Annotated in this window: 27 protein-coding genes and 1 tRNA gene; 20 read left to right on the top strand and 8 right to left on the bottom strand. The window is 49.3% G+C overall.

The features are described 5' to 3' along the window. The first annotated feature begins 540 nt into the window (after positions 1-540). Together HMPREF1532_RS17445 and HMPREF1532_RS17440 are read left to right on the top strand one after the other, a co-directional pair. A complete protein-coding gene (locus tag HMPREF1532_RS17445) occupies positions 541-1,563 on the top strand; it encodes a WG repeat-containing protein (RefSeq protein WP_005932425.1) in 1,023 nt (340 codons plus the stop codon). A gap of 559 nt (positions 1,564-2,122) precedes the next feature. After that, positions 2,123-2,335 (top strand): hypothetical protein, encoded by a 213-nt coding sequence (locus tag HMPREF1532_RS17440; RefSeq protein ID WP_004327294.1) that lies wholly within the window; start codon positions 2,123-2,125, stop codon positions 2,333-2,335. A 399-nt stretch (positions 2,336-2,734) separates the two neighbouring features. Here the strand turns inward: HMPREF1532_RS17440 and HMPREF1532_RS17430 are convergent, their stop codons facing one another. Beyond that, positions 2,735-3,154, bottom strand: a complete 420-nt coding sequence (locus HMPREF1532_RS17430) for a helix-turn-helix domain-containing protein (RefSeq protein ID WP_004327295.1) — start codon at positions 3,152-3,154, stop codon at positions 2,735-2,737. A 135-nt stretch (positions 3,155-3,289) separates the two neighbouring features. On the opposite strand from HMPREF1532_RS17430, the gene HMPREF1532_RS17425 reads away from it, so the two are divergent. The 17 genes from HMPREF1532_RS17425 to HMPREF1532_RS17345 all read left to right on the top strand — a co-directional run bounded on the left by HMPREF1532_RS17425 (position 3,290) and on the right by HMPREF1532_RS17345 (position 12,171). Then, entirely contained in the window at positions 3,290-3,481 is a 192-nt protein-coding gene (locus HMPREF1532_RS17425) for a hypothetical protein (RefSeq protein ID WP_004327296.1), read from the top strand. 10 nt (positions 3,482-3,491) lie between these two features. Then, positions 3,492-3,574: transfer RNA gene (locus HMPREF1532_RS17420), tRNA-OTHER, on the top strand. 26 nt (positions 3,575-3,600) lie between these two features. Further along, a complete protein-coding gene (locus HMPREF1532_RS17415) occupies positions 3,601-3,801 on the top strand; it encodes a hypothetical protein (protein ID WP_004327297.1) in 201 nt (66 codons plus the stop codon). Beyond that, the gene (locus HMPREF1532_RS17410) at positions 3,791-4,012 is read left to right on the top strand and encodes a hypothetical protein (RefSeq protein ID WP_005932418.1); all 222 of its coding nucleotides are present in this window, start codon (positions 3,791-3,793) and stop codon (positions 4,010-4,012) included. The genes HMPREF1532_RS17415 and HMPREF1532_RS17410 overlap by 11 nt, the downstream gene beginning before the upstream one ends. Positions 4,013-4,027: 15 nt before the next feature. Next, on the top strand, positions 4,028-6,067 hold the full coding sequence (locus tag HMPREF1532_RS17405; RefSeq protein ID WP_004327299.1) for a hypothetical protein: 2,040 nt from the start codon (positions 4,028-4,030) through the stop codon (positions 6,065-6,067). A 35-nt stretch (positions 6,068-6,102) separates the two neighbouring features. Then, positions 6,103-6,972: an ATP-binding protein gene (locus HMPREF1532_RS17400; RefSeq protein ID WP_005932415.1), complete on the top strand. Its 870-nt coding sequence runs from the start codon at positions 6,103-6,105 to the stop codon at positions 6,970-6,972. Then, positions 6,969-7,367: a hypothetical protein gene (locus HMPREF1532_RS17395; protein ID WP_005932412.1), complete on the top strand. Its 399-nt coding sequence runs from the start codon at positions 6,969-6,971 to the stop codon at positions 7,365-7,367. The genes HMPREF1532_RS17400 and HMPREF1532_RS17395 overlap by 4 nt, the downstream gene beginning before the upstream one ends. 2 nt (positions 7,368-7,369) lie before the next feature. Next, on the top strand, positions 7,370-8,047 hold the full coding sequence (locus HMPREF1532_RS17390) for a hypothetical protein (protein WP_004325648.1): 678 nt from the start codon (positions 7,370-7,372) through the stop codon (positions 8,045-8,047). Beyond that, on the top strand, positions 8,044-8,280 hold the full coding sequence (locus tag HMPREF1532_RS17385; RefSeq protein ID WP_004326987.1) for a hypothetical protein: 237 nt from the start codon (positions 8,044-8,046) through the stop codon (positions 8,278-8,280). The genes HMPREF1532_RS17390 and HMPREF1532_RS17385 overlap by 4 nt, the downstream gene beginning before the upstream one ends. 3 nt (positions 8,281-8,283) lie before the next feature. Continuing rightward, positions 8,284-9,189 (top strand): hypothetical protein, encoded by a 906-nt coding sequence (locus tag HMPREF1532_RS17380; protein WP_004326986.1) that lies wholly within the window; start codon positions 8,284-8,286, stop codon positions 9,187-9,189. A gap of 19 nt (positions 9,190-9,208) precedes the next feature. Continuing rightward, complete coding sequence (locus HMPREF1532_RS17375; protein ID WP_004327415.1) at positions 9,209-9,514, top strand: hypothetical protein; 306 nt, start codon at positions 9,209-9,211, stop codon at positions 9,512-9,514. A 20-nt stretch (positions 9,515-9,534) separates the two neighbouring features. Continuing rightward, positions 9,535-10,047, top strand: a complete 513-nt coding sequence (locus HMPREF1532_RS17370) for a hypothetical protein (protein WP_004327414.1) — start codon at positions 9,535-9,537, stop codon at positions 10,045-10,047. A 20-nt stretch (positions 10,048-10,067) separates the two neighbouring features. After that, entirely contained in the window at positions 10,068-10,277 is a 210-nt protein-coding gene (locus HMPREF1532_RS17365; protein ID WP_008652657.1) for a hypothetical protein, read from the top strand. Between the two features lie 183 nt (positions 10,278-10,460). Beyond that, complete coding sequence (locus HMPREF1532_RS17360; RefSeq protein ID WP_005932407.1) at positions 10,461-10,904, top strand: hypothetical protein; 444 nt, start codon at positions 10,461-10,463, stop codon at positions 10,902-10,904. Positions 10,905-10,925: 21 nt separating this feature from the next. Further along, a complete protein-coding gene (locus tag HMPREF1532_RS17355; protein ID WP_004327411.1) occupies positions 10,926-11,576 on the top strand; it encodes a DUF3164 family protein in 651 nt (216 codons plus the stop codon). A 2-nt stretch (positions 11,577-11,578) separates the two neighbouring features. After that, a complete protein-coding gene (locus HMPREF1532_RS21650; protein WP_008652655.1) occupies positions 11,579-11,794 on the top strand; it encodes a hypothetical protein in 216 nt (71 codons plus the stop codon). Positions 11,795-11,901: 107 nt separating this feature from the next. Beyond that, entirely contained in the window at positions 11,902-12,171 is a 270-nt protein-coding gene (locus tag HMPREF1532_RS17345; RefSeq protein ID WP_008652653.1) for a hypothetical protein, read from the top strand. A 9-nt stretch (positions 12,172-12,180) separates the two neighbouring features. Here the strand turns inward: HMPREF1532_RS17345 and HMPREF1532_RS17340 are convergent, their stop codons facing one another. Both HMPREF1532_RS17340 and HMPREF1532_RS17335 read right to left on the bottom strand, forming a co-directional pair. Then, entirely contained in the window at positions 12,181-12,627 is a 447-nt protein-coding gene (locus HMPREF1532_RS17340; protein ID WP_004327410.1) for a hypothetical protein, read from the bottom strand. Between the two features lie 4 nt (positions 12,628-12,631). Continuing rightward, positions 12,632-13,264, bottom strand: a complete 633-nt coding sequence (locus HMPREF1532_RS17335; RefSeq protein ID WP_004327409.1) for a hypothetical protein — start codon at positions 13,262-13,264, stop codon at positions 12,632-12,634. Positions 13,265-13,350: 86 nt separating this feature from the next. Here HMPREF1532_RS17335 and HMPREF1532_RS17330 point away from each other — a divergent pair, with 86 nt between their 5' ends. Continuing rightward, positions 13,351-13,566, top strand: coding sequence for a hypothetical protein (locus tag HMPREF1532_RS17330; protein WP_225683884.1), 216 nt, complete (start codon positions 13,351-13,353; stop codon positions 13,564-13,566). Here HMPREF1532_RS17330 and HMPREF1532_RS17325 read toward each other — a convergent pair. From HMPREF1532_RS17325 to HMPREF1532_RS17305, 5 genes are read right to left on the bottom strand one after another with little or no spacing between them, the layout of a single operon-like run. Next, entirely contained in the window at positions 13,549-14,964 is a 1,416-nt protein-coding gene (locus HMPREF1532_RS17325) for a phage minor head protein (protein ID WP_004327407.1), read from the bottom strand. The genes HMPREF1532_RS17330 and HMPREF1532_RS17325 overlap by 18 nt on opposite strands. 17 nt (positions 14,965-14,981) lie before the next feature. Further along, positions 14,982-16,370 carry a phage portal protein family protein gene (locus tag HMPREF1532_RS17320; protein WP_004327406.1) on the bottom strand — a complete coding sequence of 463 codons (1,389 nt, stop codon included), beginning with the start codon at positions 16,368-16,370 and terminating at the stop codon, positions 14,982-14,984. Between the two features lies 1 nt (position 16,371). Beyond that, positions 16,372-16,797 carry a phage protein Gp36 family protein gene (locus HMPREF1532_RS17315; RefSeq protein ID WP_004327405.1) on the bottom strand — a complete coding sequence of 142 codons (426 nt, stop codon included), beginning with the start codon at positions 16,795-16,797 and terminating at the stop codon, positions 16,372-16,374. Positions 16,798-16,815: 18 nt separating this feature from the next. Next, a complete protein-coding gene (locus HMPREF1532_RS17310; RefSeq protein WP_005932391.1) occupies positions 16,816-18,384 on the bottom strand; it encodes a hypothetical protein in 1,569 nt (522 codons plus the stop codon). Position 18,385: 1 nt separating this feature from the next. Further along, positions 18,386-18,832: a hypothetical protein gene (locus HMPREF1532_RS17305; RefSeq protein WP_004327418.1), complete on the bottom strand. Its 447-nt coding sequence runs from the start codon at positions 18,830-18,832 to the stop codon at positions 18,386-18,388. Positions 18,833-18,889: the final 57 nt, after the last annotated feature.

Here is an 18,889-nt window from a genome sequence, read left to right as displayed (position 1 = left end):
AGTATCTTTCAGTCAATTTAATTCTGAAAGATTGGAATAATAAGAAATTTCAATACAAACAGAAAATCATATAGGCAGGAAAATATACCACTCCTTCTTTTACGATCAGATTCTTGGGATGAATCACATAACTTTCTCCTATACGCACTTTCGCTGAATCAGGTGAGCGAACGAATAGTGTATTTGTTGTTAGATTTAATATTTTCTGCAATACGCAAATTTATAGTACTATAAATACCCTGTAATACGCACTTTTGAAAATTGAATTTTTACCTGCAATGCGCACTTTTATCTATATATTTTGCACCAGGAAAAATAATTCCGAAAGATTACAGCAACAAGAAATAGCCCGAAAGGATTTTTTAATAAAAACCGATAAACTCTGATAGATTAAGGTTACTTTTTATACTCTATAATCATAAAGATATATAATCAATAACATTTTAAAGAATATACAATTATGGAAGAGGTAAAAACAGAAAACAAAGTAGTAAAGACACAGGTATATAATATGGTTATAATTTAAAAATATAGAGTACGATGAAAAAGATTATGAAAGTATTGGGAAAGGTTTTGGGAGCGATTGCCGTTTTATGTCTTTGCATAATAACCGTTCTTGTGGTTAAGGTGTATAATAAGGAAAGTCGCGTTCGCGAATACGAGGGTGAATTGTATAGTAGTGAGTGCCGTTCAATTTCTTATAGTGACGGCACATATGGCATTAAAAATCTTCGAACCGGTGAAATAACACTAAAAGGGATAACTTGGATGTTTGCATCGGAGGCTTATACGGATTCGCTGGTCATTTATTCGAAAAATTATAGAAGAGGGTATTTTAACCGTTTTACAGGAGAAGCGGTTATTCCGGAACAATATACTCATGCCTGGATATTTTCGGAAGGATTGGCCGCGGTGGTCAAAGAGGATAAAGTAGGATTTATCGATCGTCGGGGGGAGGTTGTTATTGATTTTCAATATCCGTATCTGAAAGATAATGACCGGCGTGTGGACTTTGTATTTCATGAGGGATATTGCAGCATGTACGACGAGGAGGGTAAATGCGGTATTATAAATAATAAAGGTGAATGGGTCGTAAAGCCGCAATATGACTATGTCCAGAATCCATTGTACGGGAAGAGGGTTTTTATACAAGATGGTAAGTATGGACTAATGGATGATTCGCTTCACATCGTAATACCTGCTGAATATAGGTATATTACGCAGACTTCGGATTATGCAATCGTCTCCAGGTGGGATGAATCGCGAATGCAGATGTCATATAAGGGAGAGATTCTCAATCCGATGTTGTATGATATGATTGATCGGTTGGATTATTCTACGGGCAAATACTTTGACGATGGTACCGAAATAATGGCATCGACCGGGTTGTATTGTTATACGGTCGGTAATTGTCGTGGCTTGATGGACGAAAAGGGGAAACTTGTTACTCCGCCTGATTATAGTGGCATTTATGCAGTGAATAAACATTTATTTAGAGCCACATTGTTTGACAGACAGTCGGATGTACTTTTGAATGAAAAGGGAGAAGTGGTAAAATCTTGAGCTTACAGTTTGATACAATACGAATAGTGTATTGCTTGAATTGGAAAATGGAGTATGAACAAATTGGAACCAACAAGATAAAACAATGAAAGAGCAGCGTAAAGAAGATGTATTCATTATGGAATACTTAACTAATATAGCGAAAGACCAGGATAATATATTTAAGGGGGGAGAAACGATGCGTGTCAAAGTTCGGTCGGTCTGAAAATATCTGATTGCTTTGGTTTTCAAAGCGTTAGAACGGGGTAGGAGTGAGCTGGGTGGAAAAACGAAGCGTTTACATCGCTTTACATCGAGCTTACATTTGAACCTTGTTTGAACGCCGTTCAAATGAATCTCTTTACATTAGGAGTGGAGTAGGGGAGAATTCAGGCAGTATGGTATTATTTCACTCCGATGCTTTGCCCAGGCCATACTTCCATATACAAAGATAACCAAATGGTGTAATTTATGCAAGTGGAGTAGGGGAGCGCTTCGCTTCTCTCCTATTTTTATTTATTAAAATTATTCCATATAGCTGATATTTGGTATATTTGCAGTGAAATAAATACTATATATCATGAGTAAAGTTATCCATGTACATTTGATTTTTGAGAAAAAGAACATCTACTTTGGTAGTATATCGGCCATTTTTGAAACTCTGACGGAGAAACAGGTCGGAATCACTAAGAGTAGTCTTTTACATGCTGGACTGGTTGATGACATTGCCAAATACACGAAACGTGCAATGATTATTCAGTCTCGCTTGATAACATGTACCAGAAAGGGATAAAATGCCTTAGAACGCAATTAAAAGCCGCAAAAGCGGCTTTTTTTGCCCTTATAAGTGTCAAACTATGATGGAAGGCTGTATTTATCCGTTTGAACGCTTTGAACGTCTTAAAAAGTGGAAAGGTTATTCACTTGCTTATTCATTTGGTTATTCATTTAAGCTATTACAAAAACGAAATGTTTTGATTGCTTATTCATTTGGTTATTCATTTTTGTGCCTATTTTGTTCTAATAAAACGGGGAAATATCTTTTTTTTATTTGGTATTCATCGGTTTTTATAATATTGTAGGGGGTAAATTGTATATAGATAATATTTATTTACTCCCCTGTATTTTTATATATTCTGCTGTAAAATAGTGATTTAACTGTTTTTACCTCCCTTTCCCCATAAAACACGTTTTAGATGGCATTGGCAACCGTAGAATCGCTTGCATCCGAAACACGCCCCGACTTGTCCTGTTTAAGTTGTGTAATTGTCTGTTTGAGCATCCCTATTTCCTCTGCCATTTCTCGAATGGTGGAGTCTTTTTCCCTTAAAACATCCAGAAGCTCCCTAAAATTATTGTTAGCTGTTTCTGGAGGAGCTGTTTCCGTTACTACTGGTGTAATTTTTTCGGCTTCTATATCTTTTAAAAGAAAGTCGTCGATTGATATTCTAAAAAACTTAGATATTTCACATAACAAACTCAATTTAGGTTCTGTATTACCCAGTTCATAGTTTGACATTGTACCTTTTTTGATGCCCAGAAACTCAAATTCATCTAATTTAAGTCCCCTACTCTCCCTTAGATATCTAAGATTCTTAGAAAAAACGCTCATAAATCTAAATTATTTGGATTAACACTTTGTTGTCTAAGAAACTTAGACTATATTTGCCACGTGATTAAAGTTTAAACACGCCCCAAAGCTACAAAAAAGGCTTGAGGTAACAATGAGAATTTAAAAAGAAGCAAAATGGAAGTAAAATTTAAAAAGGGACAAAGTGTGAGAATCACCAAGAGAAATGGTGAGATCATTGATGGTATAGTTCGTGACTGGGATTATAACATTTGTACGTTCGTGCGGGAATATAATATCGATTATATGAAAAATGGTCAGGTTTGGACTGTAATATGTGTTCCGGAGGATGCGATAAAGGAGCTTTAATAATTTTCTCGGGCAGTTAGTTCAGCTGGTAGAACAAACTAAACTCCTATAATGGAGAGGTTATGGTCCGCGGTTCGAATCCGCGACTGCCCACTACGATAATTTAAATATTAGATAGTATGAAAGAACGAATAGTTGTAGAATACGGTGAGGTGAATAAAATTGCCGAACTGATGGGCTGTACAAACGTGATGGTGAGTCATGCGCTTGCCTTCCGTAAGAACAGCAAACTGGCCCGTTCCATTCGTAAGCTCGCCATTGAGCGCGGTGGATCCAAAGTAGGTGGTAATCCTCAAAATACAAGTAGCCATGAAAAATGATTTGATGACATTGTTCAGCGACCAGCTGCACTGGTTTGCTCGTCTGAAACGAAAACAGCGCTTTTGCGTGCTTTACTTCTGTATGAGTTTCGGGATCCTGCTCTCTATTTTTTTTATTAATCCGCTGCTGGAACTTCTCGTAGTGTTGAATTTCGGGATCTCCGTGCGGCTGCTGAAGAAGCATGTCCCTTTGAATGATTTAGAGGATTGATAATCAAGCTGGGAGATGGAATACTTTGATAATATATTGTGTGTAACTTACAAAGAGTTGCTGGATATAATGCCCAAAGGCACTTTGAATAGCCAGCTGTCCCGAGAAAAACTGGATGTCGTTTCCCGTGGCGGTGGTGAAAATAATCCGGCTCTGTATGCCTATTCCTCCCTTCCCGAGAAATACAAGAAACGTTGGGTTGAGCGTCATGGCGAACCCGAGAAACAAATGAGACAGGAAATGATCCGTAACATAGTGAAGAAAGACGAGAAGGCCGAGAACTTTTTCGAGGATTACCGTTACGACAAGAACGGTGAGATGGTCGCTCTTCCCGAGGATGTGAAGAAGGAATACACCTGGAACGCTTCGGTGCTGAACGCGTTGATGGAAGAGTTCAAACGCTTGAGTTCATCCAATAACAAGCTGACCGGTTTCCGCCGTAACCTTTGGGAACTTCTGCTTGTCACGAGTGAGGAATGGCGTCCGGTGTACGGGCACAGTCTTCCGGGCAGTGTGGGGCGTTTGAAAGCCCTGATAAACAAGTTCCGTCCCGACAACTACGGTGTGCTTGTGAGCGGTAAATACGGCAACAGCAACACGCTGAAGATCGAGGAGGACGGCGGGCGTTACCTTGTAGCATTGAAACGCAGCCGCGTTCCGGTTTATACTGACATGGAGATCTTCGAGGAGTACAACCGTGTCGCTCCGGAACGTGGCTGGAAGCCCCTGAAGAGTCCCCGCAGCCTCCGCGAATGGTTCAACAGCCCGCGTGTCGAACCTCTGTGGTACGATGCCGTTTATGGGGAAATGAAGGCACACCAGCGTTATGACCGCAAGCACCGGACCATCCTTCCGGGCCGTCGTGACAGCCTTTGGTATGGCGACGGCACGAAGCTGAACCTCTACTATCGTGACGAGAACGGAAACAAGTGCACTACAAGCGTGTACGAGGTGGTGGATGCCTATAGTGAAGTCCTGCTCGGTTATTACATCAGCGACAACGAGGACTATATCGCCCAGTACCATGCTTTCCGCATGGCTATCCAGACGAGCCGGCACAAACCCTACGAGATCGTGTGCGACAACCAGGGCGGTCATAAGAAGAACGCGGCGCTGGGCCTTTTCTCGAAGATCAGCCGTATCCACCGCCCGACAGCTCCGTATAATGGCGAATCTAAGACGATTGAGAACATTTTCTACCGCTTCCAGAGCCAGGTATTGAAGAAACGTTTCGGTTTCACCGGGCAGAATATTACGGCAAAGAGAGATACAAGCCGTCCGAATTTGGAATTCATCAACGCGAACATCGACTCCCTCCCCACATTGGAGGAACTGAAGGAACAGTATGCCGCCGCCCGTGAGCAGTGGAATTCAATGAAACACCCTGCCACCGGCATCTCCCGGATTGAGATGTACAATACCAGCGTGAACGAGGCTACCGATGCGGTAAGTGTGTCGGATATGGTGGAGATGTTCTGGTACACGACCGAGAAACCGTCGCTGTTCACCGCCAACGGTATCGAGATCACGGTACAGGGAAAGAAATACCCTTACGAGGTTTTCTCCGCCCCCGGTGAGCCTGATCTGGAATGGCGCCGACGTAACACCTACAAGAAGTTCTATGTCCAGTACGATCCTTATGACATGAGCAGCGTACGTCTGCTGTACAAGGATAAGGGCGGAGCGATGCGCTTTGAGTGTGTGGCTTCGTTCCCGCTGATGATCCACCGTGCCCAGCAGGAGCAGACGGAAGCCGAGAAACGTTTCATCCGCGCCCAGCAGGAGGCCGTCATCAACGAGCGTATAAACCGCCAGGTCGTTGCCAAGGACATCGAGTACGAACATGGTGTCGCACCGGAACAGAACGGTCTGCGTACCCCTGACCTGAAAGGTCTCGGAAAGGAGGCGCAACGCCAGATTGACCGTCGCACAAGAAAATACAGCCAGCCGGCCCGTCCTTCCATCGGCCGAGACATGAAAGTCATCAGCAACGTGACATGGGACAGCTTTGAGAAGAAGGAAGTGAGCATCCGCAAGGTGGTCGGGAAATTATAAGGAACAGATTTATAACAAGATAAAAAATATTGATTATGGAAATTACAATGAAAGAAAAGGACGCCATCAGTGAAAGCCTCCGGGCTTACGTGGCGAAATACCCGAGCCAGACGAAGGCTGCTGGCAGCCTGAAGGGGGTTAGTGTAGGTACTGTTAGCAATATCCTGAATGGCCGTTATGAGAATATCAGCGACGAGATGTTCCGTAATGTCGCCTCGCAGGTCGGTGGTGTAAGCGCTACCGGCTGGCAGATCGTGGAGACCGGTGCTTACCAGGAGATCACGGCTGTACTCTCCGATGCGCAGCGCTGGCGCAATGTTACCTGGGTGACCGGCGAGGCCGGTTGTGGCAAGAGTACCACCGCCCGTATTTACCTCCAGGAGCATAAGGAGGTTTTCTATATCCTCTGCTCTGAGGACATGAAGAAAGGTGACTTTGTCCGCGAGATCGCCCGTACGGTCGGAATCCGGACCGAAGGGTATAATATCCGTGAGGTGTGGGGGCTTATATTGGATGACATCATCCAGATGGACGCGCCCCTGCTGGTGTTCGACGAGGCGGACAAGCTGACCGAACCGGTGTTCCACTATTTCATCAGCCTGTACAACAAGCTGGAGGAGAAATGCGGTGTCGTGTTCTTGAGTACCGATTATATTGCCAAGCGCATCAGCAACGGCTTGCGGTACCAGAAGCCCGGCTACAAGGAGTTCTACAGCCGTATCGGACGGAAATTTTATGAGTTGGAGCCTACGGACGTGAACGACGTGTTTGCGATCTGTTCCGCCAACGGTGTGACTGACAGGAAAGACATCGATAAGGTGATAAAGGAGGCTTCGACATGTGACTTTGATTTGCGGCGTGTGAGGAAGTCCATTCACAAGGTGAAACGCATGACGGGGGAATGACCCCCGTTCAAATACCGTTCAAACGTAATTTTAAGGATATGGAAAACAAATTTGAATACTTAAAGATCGACGGTCGCGAGCAGCTTCCCGCTCCCTGGAGCGATTACCCAGTCTTGAGGGAATACGAGACGGTGACCGTTTACCGGAATGGTCGCGACTACCTGGACGCCCTTGTGGGACAGCAGGACGGCTGGTGGGTTGCCGGCGTTCACATGGAGGTGGGCGGTTCCGGCGGTGGTTTCAACCCGGGACGTAAATGGGGACAGTTTGCCACCCGTGAGAATGCCCTTTTGTGGGCACTCGGCAGGATGCTCTGCCACGAGAAACTGCGGGGTGCCGCACGGCAGGCCGTACTTGACCGAATTGACAATATCCGACAACTAACACTGTTCTGACCATGGAAGAAGAGAAAAAGGATAATAAAAAAGCGGGCATGAGACGTGCCTTGAATGTCAGGGACATCCTGAACAAGAAGTATGACGTATTCCCTTTCGAAGGGAAATGGAAGGATGCCTTCGACACTCCGGAAGTCCGGGGCTGCTGGTTCGTGTGGGGCAACAGCGGTAACGGTAAGACCTCTTTCGTGATGCAGCTCTGCAAGGAACTTTGCAAGTATGACCGTGTGGCGTTCAACTCCCTGGAGGAAGGAACTTCTCTGACAGTCCAGAATAACCTGCGGCGCTTTGGTATGGCCGAGGTAAGCCGCCATTTGGCGTTCATCAAGGAGGACATCCCCACCTTGAAGATCAGGCTCCGGCGTCATAAGAGTTTCAACATCGTGATCATTGACAGCTTCCAATACACACAGATGACGTATCGTGACTATATCCAGCTGAAGGAGGAGTTTCCGGACAAGCTGTTTGTTTTCATCAGCCATGCCCGTGGCAAGAATCCTAAAGGTGATGCGGCCACGAGCGTGATGTATGATGCCGACCTGAAGATATGGGTAGAGGGCTACGTCGCCTTCAGTAAGGGACGTTATCAGGGGGCCACTGGTGAATACACAATCTGGGAGAAGGGCGCCTATGACTATTGGAATGTGGCGGGACCGAAACAGAAAGGAGGCCAGGCATGAGCAGGATAAAGAAACAGCTGGAGATTTGTCCTCCCGCCTATATGTGTAAGGGGCCTAACCGTGAGAACTTCGTCAGTACCGGCCACAAGTGTGGTTACTGCAAGGGCAACGGCTGGTTCTGGGGAACGGAAGAGGGCAGCCGCGAGGACGTGCATGTATCCTGCCCGGTGTGTGGCGGCAGCGGTGAGCTGGATGCGATTATAACAGTGGACTGGAAACCTTCAAGCAAGTGAGCCATGAGAAAGGAGTATTACAACTACGTTGTGAAGCTGCCCGTTCTGCTTCATGAACTGTTCCGCGGGAAGGTTGCCGACTATCATTTTTCCGACATGACGGTAGTGATGAACCACCTGGTGAAGTCCTACATCCGCATGACGGATGGTGGCAGGGTCTCCACGGCCACCCGGCGCATCCTCCTCTGCATGGATCGTATTCCGGACATGTCGTTCTTCTTCCGCCGTCAGGAGAAGTCGGTGCTGTTCTTCGAGATGGATCCGGCCGTTGCCGGCAGCCTGCAGCGTGCCATCATCGCTGGCGGCTGGGGCAACCGCCAGCGTCTTGTCGTCCGCCTGGTGTGCGCCTTCTGCTGCGGTGCCGGTGTGACATTGAACAACCTTTCGATGGAGCTTGCCTCCGAAGAGGTGTTCCGCCGTCCTGAAGGCTACCTCATACATACCTACGTGAGCAATTACCAGTACGTGTTCCTGAAGGAGACGGCCGCTGCCCAGCGCATGAGCGTGGAGGGTATGCTGACGGCTGCTGCTGAACTGCTGGTGGGAACGGATGACGAAGGTTCCGGATACCATATTCCGGAGAGTCTCGGCCGTATCGCTGACCGCGTGTTCGAGGTGAGGGGCAGCACGCTGAAGGACTTCCGCCGGCAGTGTCTGGTGAGCATCCGCACGAACACTATCGGTCCGGACCGTATCGCCTCCTTCATGGAAAAGCACGGCATCGCCTCCGCCCGTGAGTTCCTGCGCCGCGTGGTCCTCTTCTTTCTGGAGGCACGGTATCTGATTTACCGTAAGGAGGTAGAACTTGATGAGGATGACCTTCCGGAGGAGGAAGAGACGGATTGGGAGGAAACTATGTACAGCCAGTATCAAAAAAGAGATTTCGCGATTTCAACATATAATTATTAACCATTAAAATTTAACAGAAATGATTACAGAAAAACAGAAAGAGGCAGTAAAGGAACTCTGCCAATACGTGGATAACTTTTGTAAGGAAAACGATCTTAGTGCCTTTATGAGCGTTGCGGCCAGTGAGGACCATCCAGACGGGCTTGAGCAGATAGCCGGCTCAATCATTACCGGCAAGACTGAACATATTGTCGGCTCTATTTCCGGGGTTGTCAAAGCGAATAAGAATGTCTATATGCTGCTTTCCGTGGGACTTATGCAGGCCTACACGAGAAAGGCTGACATTAATACTATTCCGTTCGGTGAAAATTTGAATATGAACTGATGAATGCAGCATAAACAGCTATGAGTGAAAATAACAACAAGCAGAAACGTAAACGTGTCTGTCCGCATTGCGGCCGAAAGTTGTGGATGCGTGAGTTCTATCCGTTGAAGAATGGGGGACGGAGTTCCTGGTGTCATGAATGTGTGCTGGTGTACAAGCGTGAACAGTACCGCAAGCACCGGAAGGTTGCTGACGGTACTTTCATGCACCGGACACTGGGACGGCTCGTCGAGCATAAGGGATATTCCACCCGTATCTTTTGGAACGGTAATATGCTTTCCATCATGCGTCGCCACTATCACAATACCCTCAACCGGGAGCTGGCTGAAATGCTCGGTGTTTCCGAACGCAGCGTCACCCGGAAGGCCCGAGAGATGGGACTGGAAAAGGACAAAGGTTTTGTAGCCTCCCTTAGCCGGGAACATTTGTTGCTGGCAAACGCGAGAAGCAAGGAACTGGGATATCCGGGCGGCTTCACCAAGGGGATGAAGTTTCGGGGAAACCAGTACACCGGGAGGATAAGAGTTGAATAACATACAGCACGGTCAATATTATGAGTAAAAAAATGGTAATTGTGGTCACCGCAGTTGGTGTCCGTAAAGTAGTGGAAAAATGGCTCTGTGAGAATATGACTTGCGAGCTGGTTGTGTCACGTAACGCACGCCATGAGTGTTGTGTGGAAGTCATCTATGATAGCGGAAACCCTTCGGTTTTGCGTACTCTTCTACGCTCTGCCGTGGGTGAAATCATAGAGTTGTGCTGATGTGGTATGAATAGTTTGAGTTAATGAAAATCTGAATAGAATGGGCATACTTGAATTTTTCGACCAGTATAAGTGTACAAAAAATGAAAAAGAGCATCTTCTTGATTATTTGTGTACTATCAGAGTAAAGAGAGTGATTAAGGAAATCAATGACCTTAAAATAAACAAAAAAACAGTATAGCCATGCAGATAGACATCAACAGCCGCAAGCAGTTAAATAAACCCGAGAATTATGCGGCGTTTTACAGCCTTTTGAACCGCCTTCCGACATCGGATCGTGACGCACTGAAGGAAAGCATCGTTTCCCAGTACACGGAGGGACGTACCACGAGTCTGCGTGACATGACACTGAAGGAATACAGTGCCGCCGTGTCCGCCATGCAGAAGCTGGTACCGCCCACTTATCAGGAACAGCTCCGGAAGATTCTCCGTCAGAAGCGTTCCGCGGTACTGCACCAGATGCAGCTGCTGGGTATCGATACGGCCGACTGGGACTGGGTGAACGCCTTCTGCCGGGACAGCCGTATCGCCGGCAAGGAGTTCCGTGAACTTGACTGTGAGGCGTTGGACACGTTGCAGGTGAAGCTGCGTGCCATCCGCCGTAAACGTGAGAATAAACAACAATAGCAACCATTTAATTTTTTAGCTATGGATTTGAAAGAACAATTAAAAAGCCTGTCCGCCCAGGACAGGAAGGAGCTTTTGAAACAGCTCCAGCAGGAAGAGAAGGAAAGCAAGCGTAACCGGCGCGATGCCTATGAGGGCCTCCGTGCGCAGTTCATGCTTGAAGTGAAGAACCGGCTGCTCCCGGTTGTGGATGACGTGAAGGCGTTCCGCGACTGGGTGGAGAAAGAGGCCGCCGCCTTCCGTGCGGTGATGCGTGAATACGGCCAGCTGCGTAAGGACGAGCAGGCGAGCTTCACCATCGTGGACGGTGACATGAAGCTGGAGGTGAGGAGCAACAAGGTGAAGAGTTTCGACGAGCGTGCCGACCTTGCCGCCGAACGCCTGGTGGATTACCTGAAGCGCTACGCCATGGGGCGCGAGCTGGGTACCGACGACCCGATGTACCAGCTCGGCATGACCATGATCGAGCGCAACCGCCAGGGCGATCTGGACTACAAGTCCGTGAGTAAGCTGTACGAGCTCGAGGACCGTTTCGACAGCGAGTACACGGAGATCATGGACCTCTTCCGTGAGAGCAACGTGGTGTACAAGACCGCGGTGAACTACTATTTCCACAAACGTGACGAAAACGGTGTCTGGCACCGTATCGAACCCTCATTCTGCCGGTTGTAGTCATGGAGAAGACGAAGAACATCGCGCCGCACGTCATGGCCTGCAAGCGTTGTGAAGGCAAGGGACGTATCTTTTACCTGGACCAGGGAGGAGCTCCTTTATCCGCAAAATGTCCGGTCTGTAATGGCAGCGGGCGGGTGAAGGTACAGAGCAAGGTGATCACCCGCATCGAGCCGTTTGTTCCGGGTGAGGATGACACCGAACTGATGACCATGTGATTTTGTTCACACTCTAAACAGAAAAACGCCGCATTCATACACGATGCGGCGTTTTTTTATTAACATCCCCGGTTAAATGCCTAATTTTGCAGCATATACCTGAACTTATGGCTAAAGGACGAGACAAAAAACTGATAGAACTCCGTGATGAAGCCCTGTGCCGCCGTTACTATTACTGGACGGAGGTGCAGCGCCTGCGTTTTGATGATGCCCTGAAAGTGTTGTCCCGCCAGGAGTTTTTCATTTCCGAGGAGCGGATCATGTCCATTATCCGGTGCAAGTGCCGGGAGCTGAAGGACTTGGAGGTGAAGCCCGTCCCAAAGGTTAAGAAACCCCGCCTGACAGCCGTCCAGCTTTCCCTGTTCACGGGGGAATGAACCTTCCCCTTACTGCATGGCCGACTCGTCATGCAGCGTGAAAGAATAAACCGTCTCGTACACCTTGATGTTTCCCGGCAGCGAATAGTCCCGGCTCTTTACCCTGACCAGCGGGCTGGTCTCTTCCGTGCACTGGAACTCCTGCAAGGCTTTGTACAGCTCTTTGGCCTTCAGCTGCCGTTCCCTTACCTTGTCATAGGTTCCGGAGGTGTAGTGGGTGTCATCGTAGCAGTCAATGGCCAGTCGTATGGTGATGAGTGACTCGCTTTTCTGTACCCCGTAACCGAGGTCATTCCAGTCCGATTCGGCGTTCCCGACAAGCACGCAGGGGAAGGTTACCGGATAGTGGTCCTCCTCCGCCCCGGCTTCAAGCTGTCCGTAGTCCTCGTCAATGTATGACAGTTCAGGCATCTTTTCGGCGATGCGTTCCATGATCGCGATAAAAATTTCTTCCATGTTGTTATAAGTTTAAAATATTTCTGATTTCATTCTCCATTTTACGGTCTATCTTTTCGGACAGTTCCCGGCTTTCCCCGATAAACTGGCGTTGCGGTATTTTTATCCGGAGCTTTTTCTTTTTGGTCAGCGCCAGCCTTTTCCATTTCAGCGCTTCCTGATTTTCCTGCGGTTCATTGTTTGCGGCAGAACCCTTCTTTTTGCCTTTTCTTTTGCCCGTGGCGGCTTTTTTAGCCTTGCCTGAAGCCTGGTAATACTTCGCCCATGCAAAACGCCGCATTTGGGGCGTAACAGTCGGATGAACTTCTCCTCCCCAGTTATTGACCGGCGCATAGACGAGTTCGTTTGCCACCCTCACTCGGTATTCTCCCGGCATGTATTTGACGGAGCTGAAGAGATGGTTCCTTCCGGAGAGCAGCGTCCCGTAGCTCCCTGCCGCATCGGTCCGTCCCGAGGACAGCCTTTTCGCTTTCGGCCACGGGTGTAATCCTCCGTTTACGAAACCTTCCCGGCGGAAGTTGTCCTGGAAATGGTCTTTTGCCATTCGTCCAGCGATAACCGGCATTTTCCGTTTCATTAGCCCATCCAGTTCTTTCCGTTTGGCTTTTATCAGTTTTGAATATTCTTTTATGTCCATGAATGACTGAATTAAAAAATAATTTTATACTTTTGCAGCAAGGCGTTTTTTATGTGCCTTTTTGCGTTATGGAAATACCTAAACAAGTGTCGGAATTAGCAAACAGTAGCGGTTACAACTCCGTTGTCTTATCAGCCAGTTCCCCTGAAGGAAGCATCTATTCCGTGGGCTGTGTTGACGGGGATGGTTTTGAGTTGCCTGTCGGTCTTCCCGCCTTTATTCTGTTCGACGGCCAGTCCTGCCGTCTGGTGGACGGTGAGGAGGGGCTGGCACTTTCTTCCCGTTTATTTGGTGATGAATAGTCCCATGATTTTGGGATTTACCAGTTTGTTGTCTATTCTTATCACTCCCACACGGCCCGCTTTCATGCTCTGTATGTAATTGCTTGCATCATCCTTTCCGGTTTGCGGGTCGAAGAACCTTGTCTTTCCTTCAGTCACCTCTGCGCAGAACACGTGTGCGGAGCCGCCTTTCCAGGCACAATATATCTCGTATATTCCATCCTCTCTGAATTTTTCCCTGAAGTATTCCTTCAGCCGGTTTGCATTCATTACTTGATATCCCTTTCTGACCTGCCATTTATAGGTATAGTCATAATCCGGCTTTGTTCCGTCCCGGTTCAGGAAACGTTCTTCCCATGTGATACCTTGTTTTGCCATTTCATTGTATGCGCTTTGTCTGATGTTGGGTTTTGCCTCGATGTCAAACCCCAACCTTCTGAGCATGTGTGTCACGGTGCAGGTCTGGCAATTCACGCGGTATCCTTCCTCTTTTCCGAATTTCGGGTTCTCCTTTCCCTTGTTCGCCTGTTCGTATGTCATCGGCTTGCCTTTGGTAACGCCGAGTGCCTTTTCTATCTTGAGATTGTTGCGGGCGATGTCGGTTTTTTCCTCCAGCGTCAGGTTGTCCGGCATTTCGGCTATCATTTCGTTGATGCGCCTGGTCAGTGCGTCCACGGCTTTTTTTGCTCCCGGATGCGCTTCAGTAATGTAGGGGTGTTTGTCTGAAAACAGTTTGCCGTCTTTTCCCGGATTGTTTTCCAGACCGTCATGTGCCTTGTTCTGCCCGTTTTCGTCCGGTACCGCTGTCGGCGCTTCATCCGTTGATGAGAGCGTGCACTTGCAGTTCCATCTGTCTCCGGGCCTGTGCTCGTTCCAGAACGGATCATCTATCGGACGTATGGTCCCCCAGAAAATCTGGTGGTCGGCTCCCGGCGTCACACTTGTGGACGGCATCCATTTGAGGTTCGGCAATACATCCTTTTCCCTTTCGAACTGTCTCCAGTCCGCGGCCTGGTGTGCCCGTATGACGGCCGTGTCGTATTCTGTACGCAGCCAATGGATCATCTGGTGGTCGGCTATGGGCATGGCTTCCTTCACCCACTGTTCAAACGGCTTTAAACTTCCGTTTTTGTCCAGCAGCAGCGCTGCCATGTCGTTCTGTGCCCTGTGTACCTTGAAAGCTGCGAACACGGCGTTGTTCATTCGGATTTCACGGTAGAAGTCATAATCCGGATCATCGGTTTTCCGTGTCCCAAACCCCTTGTCGGTGGCTTTGTTCATCGTTTTCCACGTGGCCTCGAACAGGTTCTCCTCGATGTCGGTCATGGGATGGAAATCTTTGCTGTATATGTTCTTCAGGGCTTTCTTCAGTACCTCTTCATCGAACGAGAATAAAGTTTCCACCTGTTTGTCCTCCATTCTGTAGAGGTCGTTTATCACCATTCTAAAGCTGCCCCGTCTCTCCCCGGGGCTTTCCCGAAAAAACGTTTCAGCCAGTTGTATGCGTTTTTAAGGGCATTTTTCTTTTCTTTGGGTGTTCCTTTACCGTGCTTTTCCAGTTCCGGTTCTTCTTCCGGATCCGGTTCATCCTCTTCCGCCTTTTCGGTCTCTCGGGCCTTCGCTGCCTCGATTTCCGCCGCTTTCTCCTCCTGGCGTTTCTTCAGCTCGTCATAGTTTGCCGGTTTCTCGATCCCGAATTCCTCGTAGAGGTAGTCGTCACCTACCGGCAGGTTGAAGTTCGTACGCAGCTGTGTGAGGATGGACATCTTTTTCTCCGGTTCGATAAGCTTCTTTTCCGGATAGCAGAACTCCCCGCCTGTGGTGTCTATTCCGAGCATTGCGAATATGTCGGCCATGTCATAGTTGAGCACGTCGAGGATGTCCTGCCTGTCGGAGAGCGTCACTTTCTCCTCCACGTCCTTGTGTACGGTTCCCAGTGCCTGTGTGCCCTTGTCGGAGGCTTCGGTGGTGAGCGTGTTTCCGAGGAACAGCTTTGAGATTTCGTTGTTGCAGCGCTCGCAGAGCTTGTCGTAGAGGTCCGCGCTCCCTGTCTTGTTCGCGGCTTCCACGAGCTTGAGCACCGTATCCTCCGCGTGCACGAAAACCGACAGGCTTCCGGTGCTGTCCGCGTCGTCCAGCGCCCTCTGCCGTGCCTCGTCGTCATCCGTGGGATACGTGTACTCCCTGATGGGCGCTCCGAACACTTCCGCGAACTGTGCCCAGTCCGCCACGTCGTTACGTTTGTATATCACCCAGATGGCTGCTTTCACCAGCAGTCCGGGATCGTCGGGTGAACCGATGAACAACAGGTCGGGGTACTCGTCCCAGGACGTCCCGGTGGTGTCCGTCTGGTGCCGCAGTATGAGCCTGCGCACGGGATCGACGTGTTTGCGCGGTATCAGGTCGTAGTTCACCCATTCCCCCTTGCGGTAGAACTGCACGAGTGAGAACCCCCAGAATTTGGCGTCCAGGATGTCCCCTATGAACTTCCGGAACCATGGGGACCTGATCTGCTTGTTCACCTTCTCGTCCGGCTTCCCGTTCCTGCGGAATTCTATGGAAGATGCCAGTGCGGCATTCTTCCGTTTCTCTATGACACTTGTCAGGTGCGTGTCCATGAGTATGTCGCTGAACAGGTCGTACAGCCTGAAGCGTCTGGAGTAGTCCACATTCTCGAAAGCCCTTACCGCGAGCATGTAGTCCGCTATGTCTATACCGAACCTTCTGGGCTGTGTCAGTATGATGGTTGCGGGTCCTTTCTGCCCGGGCCTCGGCAGGTTCCCGCTTTGGGTTATCTTTCCGGCCCCTTTCTTTCTTTTGTTCATATTACCAATGGTTTACACGTTTACGGTTGCTTTTGATAAGGAAATTTGATTTTGCCGCCCTCGTCTCTTCGGACAGCAGGGGCAGGCCGTCCACCGATATCTCCTCGGCCGCCACGGCTTTCAGCCATTCGACCGCCCTTTCGTGGCGTTCCTTCCGCAGCGGTGACAGGTTCCTCGGGTTATGTATGCAGAAGATGTGGTACACGGCTATGTCGATGGCCATCATCAGGACAAGCTGGTTGCGTTTGTCACCGGTTGCCGTGAATATTTTGTCACAGTCGTAACGTCTGGAAAGGTAGCAGCGCATCTCGGCGACGGCGCGGTCCTCGCATATCTCCACGACGGCGTCGTCCTCCCTTGTCAGTGCGTCCAGAATCTCGCGGTGTATGCTCGCGTCGTAGTCTGAAAGTTCGATAAATTTGCTCATAATGATAGGTATTGAAGTTTACACTCTGTACTTGTTTTGTGACCGCGTGCTTTTCCTTGTGACAATGACGGGCTTTTCCGACTGTCTGGCCTTGCGGTCTATAATTCTGTTTCCCCCCTCCACGCAGTCGGGTCCGTCTGCCGGATAGGTCAGTTGCAGGTTGAACAGCTTGAACTGTTCCGCCATCCGTTTCATGTGCGGGTTGTCCTTTTCGGCCTCGTTGAGTACCAGGTTCCCCTCCCGGTTGAGCGGTTCCAGGTTCGCCTCGATACGTGTGGCCTTGTCGGTCTTCTTCTCCTCGTCCCCGGTGATGTACAGTGATATTTTCCTTTCCCTGCGTATCCGCCGCACGATGGGCTGGAATACCTGCTGGAAAAAAGGATCCTGTAATTTGTTGTTCTCCATGTAACAGTATACGGTGGTTTTCCCGCCCACGAACTCCAGCAGCTTGATGTACCACTCTACAAATTCCGCGTTCAGCCCCCTGTCCAGGAACGTTTTTATCAGATAAAGCCTTCCCGCGAGTTTCCCGAGCAGGCACACCGTTTTGGTGGAACTTTTTTTCGTCTTGTTCTCTCCCGGTGCGGGGTCCCCGTATATCACCAGGAACTTGAACTTGGAAAGTGCCGGCACTTTCCCGTAGGTGATTTCCGCGAACACGCCGCCGTCCACCACCGGGTTGTTGAAGAACTCTTTCTGTGCCGCCGCCGCGCTGACCAGTGAGAGGAAGAGGTCTATATCCTCCTCGGAGTTCTTTTCGGGCCATACGGACAGCCCGTCCTTTCCCCGGATGTTGATGATATCCACGTGCCCGATTCCTTTCGCCTTCAGTTCGGTTGCCTTTTCGATGGCCCTTTTGATGCAGCAGTCCGGCGCGATGATGTTCCCGTTGAACAGGATGCGGTAGTTTCCCGATACGGACATGGTCGGTATCAGCGCCTCCTCCAGCCATTTCCATTTGGTTTTGATCCGTTCCGGATTCCGGCACTCCTCGTCGGTGTCTATATCGTCCACCAGAATGAAGTCCGGCCGGAAGTTCTTGTTACGCGTACCGCGCGGTGACTGCCCGGCTCCGATGGCGCGGAAGGAGCATCCGGACATGCAGGTGAACTCCCCGGTTTCCCACGCTCCCGGTTTTTTCTGCTGTCCGTAGTCCTGTATGATCCGCTGGTTCTCCTCGAAGTTCGCCATGAACGGCAGCAGTAGCCTTTCCGCATTGTCTGCCGAGTTGGAGATCAGCAGCACGTTGCGTATCTTTTTTGTCAGTGCCAGTTTGGATATCTCCATCATGGAGCGTGCGGATTTCGCCAGCTCGCGTGACCAGGCCCTTACCTCGTACCAGCGGTTGTTCCTCATCAGCCGCCCGGTGGCTTTTTTGTGGAAGGCGGCGGACTCGCAGGTGCAATACATGGCGAAGTAGTATTTGAACCACTCCTCGTCGTTCTTCTCCAGTCTTTCCCGCCTCTGCCTGATTTCCGTTTCCGTGTCCGTGGGGTTGATGTCCGAATGTTCGCGCACGGATGCCACCAGCTCGTTCCAGTTGTCCAGTGCGATCCTGTCCTGGGGTGTGAGTCTTTTCTTTGCCATGTCAGGATAATTTTGATTTGACAAACGCGTCCAGAAGCGGGGTGATCTCCTTCGCCTGCGTGGAATCGTAGGTCCGCACCCATTTGAGCAGGTCGGAGAACACGGAGATGATGTCCGCCAGCCCCACTTCTGTTTCCAGTTTCTTGATGGCGTTCGACAGTTTGGAAATGGTGTCCGCTTCCGCGGCGTTCGGGAACCGTTCCCCTTCCGGCTTTCCCATGATGGCGTTGTTGAGTTCCGCCAGCTGCCGGTACAGGTTCTTCAGCTGCTCCTCCCGTGTGATGGTTATGGAAGCCTTCAGCTGCTCCCAGTTTCCTTTGCCTATCCAGTTGTTCACAGTCACCCGTGAAACCCCCACACGCTCGGCTATTTCCGCCTGCGTGAGCGTTTCGCGGGTGTAGAGCGTTTTCGCCCATGCCTTTTTCTGCTCGTTTGTAAGTTCGGCCATATTACCTCCTTTTTTACGTGCAAAATTGATAAGGAAAAGGAGCGAAAAAAAACGCGC

This window comes from Bacteroides salyersiae WAL 10018 = DSM 18765 = JCM 12988, from assembly GCF_000381365.1.
GTDB classification, from domain to species: domain Bacteria; phylum Bacteroidota; class Bacteroidia; order Bacteroidales; family Bacteroidaceae; genus Bacteroides; species Bacteroides salyersiae.
Note: the sequence above shows the minus strand (reverse complement) of the source record. Positions and strands in the feature narration are given on the sequence as shown.

What these genes read in the sequence shown, in the direction of transcription:
- HMPREF1532_RS17445 (WP_005932425.1), top strand. Translation starts at nt 541, where the DNA reads ATGAAAAAGATTATGAAAGTATTGGGAAAGGTTTTGGGAGCGATTGCC.
- HMPREF1532_RS17440 (WP_004327294.1), top strand. Translation starts at nt 2,123, where the DNA reads ATGAGTAAAGTTATCCATGTACATTTGATTTTTGAGAAAAAGAACATC.
- HMPREF1532_RS17430 (WP_004327295.1), bottom strand. Translation starts at nt 3,154, where the DNA reads ATGAGCGTTTTTTCTAAGAATCTTAGATATCTAAGGGAGAGTAGGGGA.
- HMPREF1532_RS17425 (WP_004327296.1), top strand. Translation starts at nt 3,290, where the DNA reads ATGGAAGTAAAATTTAAAAAGGGACAAAGTGTGAGAATCACCAAGAGA.
- HMPREF1532_RS17415 (WP_004327297.1), top strand. Translation starts at nt 3,601, where the DNA reads ATGAAAGAACGAATAGTTGTAGAATACGGTGAGGTGAATAAAATTGCC.
- HMPREF1532_RS17410 (WP_005932418.1), top strand. Translation starts at nt 3,791, where the DNA reads ATGAAAAATGATTTGATGACATTGTTCAGCGACCAGCTGCACTGGTTT.
- HMPREF1532_RS17405 (WP_004327299.1), top strand. Translation starts at nt 4,028, where the DNA reads ATGGAATACTTTGATAATATATTGTGTGTAACTTACAAAGAGTTGCTG.
- HMPREF1532_RS17400 (WP_005932415.1), top strand. Translation starts at nt 6,103, where the DNA reads ATGGAAATTACAATGAAAGAAAAGGACGCCATCAGTGAAAGCCTCCGG.
- HMPREF1532_RS17395 (WP_005932412.1), top strand. Translation starts at nt 6,969, where the DNA reads ATGACCCCCGTTCAAATACCGTTCAAACGTAATTTTAAGGATATGGAA.
- HMPREF1532_RS17390 (WP_004325648.1), top strand. Translation starts at nt 7,370, where the DNA reads ATGGAAGAAGAGAAAAAGGATAATAAAAAAGCGGGCATGAGACGTGCC.
- HMPREF1532_RS17385 (WP_004326987.1), top strand. Translation starts at nt 8,044, where the DNA reads ATGAGCAGGATAAAGAAACAGCTGGAGATTTGTCCTCCCGCCTATATG.
- HMPREF1532_RS17380 (WP_004326986.1), top strand. Translation starts at nt 8,284, where the DNA reads ATGAGAAAGGAGTATTACAACTACGTTGTGAAGCTGCCCGTTCTGCTT.
- HMPREF1532_RS17375 (WP_004327415.1), top strand. Translation starts at nt 9,209, where the DNA reads ATGATTACAGAAAAACAGAAAGAGGCAGTAAAGGAACTCTGCCAATAC.
- HMPREF1532_RS17370 (WP_004327414.1), top strand. Translation starts at nt 9,535, where the DNA reads ATGAGTGAAAATAACAACAAGCAGAAACGTAAACGTGTCTGTCCGCAT.
- HMPREF1532_RS17365 (WP_008652657.1), top strand. Translation starts at nt 10,068, where the DNA reads ATGAGTAAAAAAATGGTAATTGTGGTCACCGCAGTTGGTGTCCGTAAA.
- HMPREF1532_RS17360 (WP_005932407.1), top strand. Translation starts at nt 10,461, where the DNA reads ATGCAGATAGACATCAACAGCCGCAAGCAGTTAAATAAACCCGAGAAT.
- HMPREF1532_RS17355 (WP_004327411.1), top strand. Translation starts at nt 10,926, where the DNA reads ATGGATTTGAAAGAACAATTAAAAAGCCTGTCCGCCCAGGACAGGAAG.
- HMPREF1532_RS21650 (WP_008652655.1), top strand. Translation starts at nt 11,579, where the DNA reads ATGGAGAAGACGAAGAACATCGCGCCGCACGTCATGGCCTGCAAGCGT.
- HMPREF1532_RS17345 (WP_008652653.1), top strand. Translation starts at nt 11,902, where the DNA reads ATGGCTAAAGGACGAGACAAAAAACTGATAGAACTCCGTGATGAAGCC.
- HMPREF1532_RS17340 (WP_004327410.1), bottom strand. Translation starts at nt 12,627, where the DNA reads ATGGAAGAAATTTTTATCGCGATCATGGAACGCATCGCCGAAAAGATG.
- HMPREF1532_RS17335 (WP_004327409.1), bottom strand. Translation starts at nt 13,264, where the DNA reads ATGGACATAAAAGAATATTCAAAACTGATAAAAGCCAAACGGAAAGAA.
- HMPREF1532_RS17325 (WP_004327407.1), bottom strand. Translation starts at nt 14,964, where the DNA reads ATGGAGGACAAACAGGTGGAAACTTTATTCTCGTTCGATGAAGAGGTA.
- HMPREF1532_RS17320 (WP_004327406.1), bottom strand. Translation starts at nt 16,370, where the DNA reads ATGAACAAAAGAAAGAAAGGGGCCGGAAAGATAACCCAAAGCGGGAAC.
- HMPREF1532_RS17315 (WP_004327405.1), bottom strand. Translation starts at nt 16,797, where the DNA reads ATGAGCAAATTTATCGAACTTTCAGACTACGACGCGAGCATACACCGC.
- HMPREF1532_RS17310 (WP_005932391.1), bottom strand. Translation starts at nt 18,384, where the DNA reads ATGGCAAAGAAAAGACTCACACCCCAGGACAGGATCGCACTGGACAAC.
- HMPREF1532_RS17305 (WP_004327418.1), bottom strand. Translation starts at nt 18,832, where the DNA reads ATGGCCGAACTTACAAACGAGCAGAAAAAGGCATGGGCGAAAACGCTC.